This is a genomic window from Ectothiorhodospira sp. 9100 (assembly GCF_022227565.1).
Classification (GTDB): Bacteria; Pseudomonadota; Gammaproteobacteria; order Ectothiorhodospirales; family Ectothiorhodospiraceae; genus Ectothiorhodospira; species Ectothiorhodospira marina.
In genome coordinates this window covers 1-4,439 of record NZ_JAJNAN010000083.1, presented here as the reverse complement: position 1 = coordinate 4,439, position 4,439 = coordinate 1, and the positions used below count along the sequence as shown (strand labels likewise).

At 60.0% G+C, this 4,439-nt stretch carries 5 protein-coding genes; 4 read left to right on the top strand and 1 reads right to left on the bottom strand.

Translation table 11 applies throughout. The features are described from left to right. The 3 genes from LPW29_RS14750 to LPW29_RS14740 form a co-directional block, all read left to right on the top strand. Positions 1 to 490, top strand: a 490-nt coding sequence (locus LPW29_RS14750) for a LysR family transcriptional regulator (RefSeq protein ID WP_238628641.1), incomplete at its 5' end; no start/stop codon positions are given. A 361-nt stretch (positions 491 to 851) separates the two neighbouring features. Further along, a complete protein-coding gene (locus LPW29_RS14745; RefSeq protein ID WP_022990377.1) occupies positions 852 to 1,166 on the top strand; it encodes a transcriptional regulator in 315 nt (104 codons plus the stop codon). Next, on the top strand, positions 1,159 to 1,458 hold the full coding sequence (locus tag LPW29_RS14740) for a helix-turn-helix domain-containing protein (protein WP_238628640.1): 300 nt from the start codon (positions 1,159 to 1,161) through the stop codon (positions 1,456 to 1,458). Before LPW29_RS14745 ends, LPW29_RS14740 begins: the two co-directional genes overlap by 8 nt. Positions 1,459 to 1,473: 15 nt before the next feature. Here the strand turns inward: LPW29_RS14740 and LPW29_RS14735 are convergent, their stop codons facing one another. Continuing rightward, positions 1,474 to 1,749 carry a hypothetical protein gene (locus LPW29_RS14735; RefSeq protein WP_238628639.1) on the bottom strand — a complete coding sequence of 92 codons (276 nt, stop codon included), beginning with the start codon at positions 1,747 to 1,749 and terminating at the stop codon, positions 1,474 to 1,476. A gap of 280 nt (positions 1,750 to 2,029) precedes the next feature. On the opposite strand from LPW29_RS14735, the gene LPW29_RS14730 reads away from it, so the two are divergent. After that, positions 2,030 to 4,186, top strand: coding sequence for a recombinase family protein (locus tag LPW29_RS14730; RefSeq protein WP_238628638.1), 2,157 nt, complete (start codon positions 2,030 to 2,032; stop codon positions 4,184 to 4,186). The last annotated feature ends 253 nt before the right edge of the window (positions 4,187 to 4,439 follow it).

Sequence of the window (4,439 nt, the reverse complement as noted above, 5' to 3'; positions counted from 1 at the left end):
GCGGGCATCGTCTTCATTCAGCCTGGGTACCCGCCTCATGCAGCGCACCACCCGCCGCCACTCCCTCACCGAGGCCGGCAGCGCCTTCTACCCCCGCGCGGTGCAGATCCTGCAACTGGTGGATGAAGCCGAGCAGGATCTGGCCCTGGAGACCGACGCCGTGCGTGGCCGACTGCGTCTGAGCGCCCCGGTGAGTTTCGCCATCCGCCACCTGGCCCCGGCCCTGACAGACTTCAAGCGGGCCTACCCCGCGGTCATGCTGGACGTCACCTTCAACGACCATCTGGTCAACCTGGTGGAGGAGGGGGTCGACCTGGCGGTACGCATCACCTCATCTTGGTGGGGCGGTTTGCTGGGGGAGTGTAGGGGCGGTCTCGTATCGCTGGCCACGCGACTCCGGTCCATATCCCGTTCGCGACCCTTGAGCACCTTGCGTCACCAGCGTCGCCGCGTTGAGCTGAAACATGAAACCGATCACAAAATCCGGTAATGTTTCATCGAGTCGCACTCCCTCATTCCGCTTCACAGCAGCCCGCCAACCTCACATAGCCAGGGGGGCGTTCCAATCCGCCTAAGTCGATTTGCGCGGATTCTGTATAACACCAGTCGCGGGCATCCAAACCGTCAACTGAGGGCCTTTAGGGCGAATCAAGTTGGGCTTACCCCCTTCCGGTGGAATCAATGTCTTGGTAGTGCGGGGGGGGGGCTGAATCTTTGGGCTGTGGCCAAGTCAGGCCGGTACGATATGCAGATTCTGTATATCATGGGAAACGAAGTTTCTGTCGATCTAACTGTTAACCCTTTCAACCACCCATCTTGCAAAAGTCCGTCAATGACGTATATTGGTCGCCATGTTTACCATTATCGAAACCCCTACATTCGAAGCGGATGCCAGAAAGATCTGGACCGAAGAGGAGCGAAGCGCTTTCTTCGCCTGGTTGGCAGCCAATCCGGAAATTGGCGACCCAATTCCTGGTAGCGGCGGGTGTAGAAAGGTTCGATGGTCGGTGGCGGGTTCAGGGAAGCGTGGTGGGGTGCGAGTCATCTACTTCACCAGGTTGGCTAATGGTGAGATCTGGTTATTGGTGATCTACAAAAAGGCCGTTAAGGAAAACATACCCGCGCACATCCTGAAGTCGATTCGTGAGGTACTGGAAAATGAGTAACGAGACCCTGAGTGCAGAGGAGCTGGGAAACAAGCTGCTTCAATCTGTTAGAGAAATGAAAGCCGGCAAAGCTGCACGAGTCAGTCGTGTTGAGCCTAACGAGGTTGCAGAGGCTCGCGGCAAAACTGGCCTGACTCAGGTAGAGTTTGCTGAGGTACTGCATATTTCTCCACGTACCCTGCAGGAGTGGGAGCAAGGTCGACGTAAACCCTCCGGGCCGGCAAAGGCGCTCATCGAGATTGCTTTCCGCCATCCAGAAGTCATCCGGGAAGACCTTGAACTCAGGGGCTGAGATATCCCCACGAAATCATGCAGGAATCGCGGCGGCGAACACGGCCCGTATCCCCGACCGAATGCGTTGTAAGGTGTCATCGACGATTCTGGCGGATTCGCGCCGCAATATCCTCAATCCCAGGAAAAAGTGGGATAACACCCGTCGCTTGGCCGTGTTCGGCTGGTAATGACGGTGGCGTCCCTCGTGCTCTGCCGCCAAGCCCACCAACCAGGCTGCGAAGCTGGCCAGGGCAGCAATCAGCAACAGCACATCAAATCGTTGCGCGGAGCGGGAACGGGAACGATTCACGCCAAGTCCATAATGCTCGTTCTTGCTGGCTCGAAAATCCTCTTCGATACCCCATCACCAAGACCGCCATAGAAGCATTTTTGACAACCCCAGAAACGCCGTAAATACTTGATGTTAAAGCGTTGTTGGGGTTGGCACGATGGGTGGATCAGCGGCGTGACCCGGAGGGCTCCAATCGACTGGAGTCACCTGCCACGGGAGCGGCAGGAGCCCTTGATTGCGCTGCTCAGTCAGCTGGTGGAGCGCCGGCTCCGGGAAACACCACCCGAGGAGCCAGCACATGATCACCGACCACCCCGTGAGTCCTCTGCCCGGACTCAGCCCATTTGCGGGCAAGATTCAGCCGACCCACCGCAAGCGCATGGCGGCCATTTACGTTCGCCAGTCGACGCTGCAACAGGTTGAGCGTCATCAGGAGTCGACACGACTGCAGTACGCGCTCGCGGATCGTGCGGTGGAACTGGGTTGGGCGCCCGATCAGGTATTGATGATTGACGAGGACCTGGGGCGCTCTGGAGCCCACGCCGAGGGAAGGCCTGGATTCCAACGGTTGATGACCGAAGTCGGCCTTGATCATGTTGGCATTGTCCTGGGTATCGAGGTCTCCCGTCTGGCACGCAGTTCGCGTGACTGGTACCAACTGCTGGAAGTTTGCGCGCTATTCTCTACCCTTATCGGTGATGCTGATGGGCTGTATGATCCGCAGACCTACAATGATCGGCTGTTGCTGGGATTGAAGGGAACCATGTCGGAAGCCGAGTTGCATATCCTGAAACAGCGGATGTCAGAGGGCAGAAAGGCCAAGGCCCGGCGTGGTGAGCTCAAATTTGCGTTGCCGATGGGCTACATGAGAGACCTCGGTGGGACGGTGATCAAGGATCCGGACGCTCAGGCCCAAGCGGCCATCGCGACCGTCTTTGAGCAATTTTCCCGGTGTCGCACAATCAACGGGGTCTTGCAATATCTGGTCACTCACCAGCTGGCGCTTCCCTATCGCATCCGCACTGGACCGCAGACCGGACAACTGCAGTGGCGCCGTCCCAGCCGAGTCACCTTGAGTAATTTACTGCATAACCCCGCCTATGCGGGCGCCTACGCGTATGGGCGGCATCCAACTGACCCGCGCCGATGCCAACCTGGTCGGCCCGGCACCGGGCGGACCGTGGCTGCCATGGAGGATTGGAAGGTCCTGATCAAGGGCCACCTGCCTGCCTACATCAGTTGGTCGCAGTATGAGGCCAATATCGCGCAGATGGCCGCCAATACCGCCCAGGCCGGAGGGGTGGTGCGCCAAGGGGTATCGCTGCTGTCGGGACGCCTGATCTGCGGGCATTGCGGTTTGAGCATGGCTGCCCACTACAGCAATAGCGGGGTGTGCTTGCGCTACAATTGCGGACGAGAAGCGACGGATTATGGTGGGTCGGCCTGTCAATCGCTGGCTGGCGAGCCGCTTGATGCTCTCATCGCCCGATTGGTCCTGGAGGCCCTGGAACCCGCGGCTCTGGAGATCAGCCTGCAAGTGGCTGCGGATCTGGAGGGCGAACGTGCGCGCCATCATGCCGACTGGAATCGACGCCTCGAACGTGCGCGTTACGAGGTCGAGCGGGCCGAGCGCCAGTACCAGGTGGTGGAGCCGGAGCACCGCCTGGTCGCCCGTACACTAGAAAAGCAGTGGGAAGCCGCCCTCACCGCCGAAGCGCAGATCAAGGCCGACTATGAACGCATGCGTGCCAGCGAGCCTGCCACTTTATCGGAGGCTGAGCGCGACCGTATTCGCCAACTCGCCGCCGACATCCCGGCGCTCTGGCGGGCTTCTACCACCACTAATGCGGACCGGCAGAGTATTGTTCGGGCGCTTATTGAGCGGGTCATTGCCACCGTGATTGATGACAGCGAGCGGGTCACGGTGGAGATCCACTGGGTCGGGGGGCATCGTACCCACACCCTCCTGGTGCGTCCGGTGGCGCGTTTGGAGCAACTGAGTTACTACCCTCAGCTCGTCGCCCGCATGCTAGAACTGAACCAGGCTGGGCACCGCTGCCGGCAGATCGCCGAACAGCTCAACGCCGAGGGCTGGCGGCCCGCGAAGCGGCGCGAGACTTTCAATGGCCCCATGGTGGCCAATTTGCTCATCCGTGAAGGTGTCCGGGCCGGCCATTCTCCCGCCAAACCCACCCCCTGGCCCGAGCGCGGGGCGGATGAGTGGCCCATAACCGAACTGGCCTTTATCCTGGAAATGCCATCGGTCACATTATTCAGCTGGATACGCAAAGACTGGGTGCAGGCTCGACAAGTTGTCCGCGCGGGTCGTCACCAATGGTTGATTTGGGCCAACGAGGCTGAGATTGAGCGCCTGCGCGCGCGCCGCAAAGCGCCTCGTGGCTGGATAAAAGACCCCGATTCCCCGTCCGATGACCCCATCGGCGGATCCGCATGATCCTACTACGGAGGCAGCATGGCTGGTAAATCTCAATCTGCATCCTCAGCGAATACAGGGCTATCACCCGGTCGGTGATCTTCGACCCACCGGGCAGGGAGGTGGCAATCACCCAGGGTTCCCGTTTTCCCGCTGCATGCGCGCGACTCTTGCCGCTCTGGGCGCGCTGACCAGACCGGGTCGCATGAATGCGGCCCTGGAGAGTCTTGCGCAGGCCATACACCTGGCACACCAGCGAATCGTTACGAGTCAT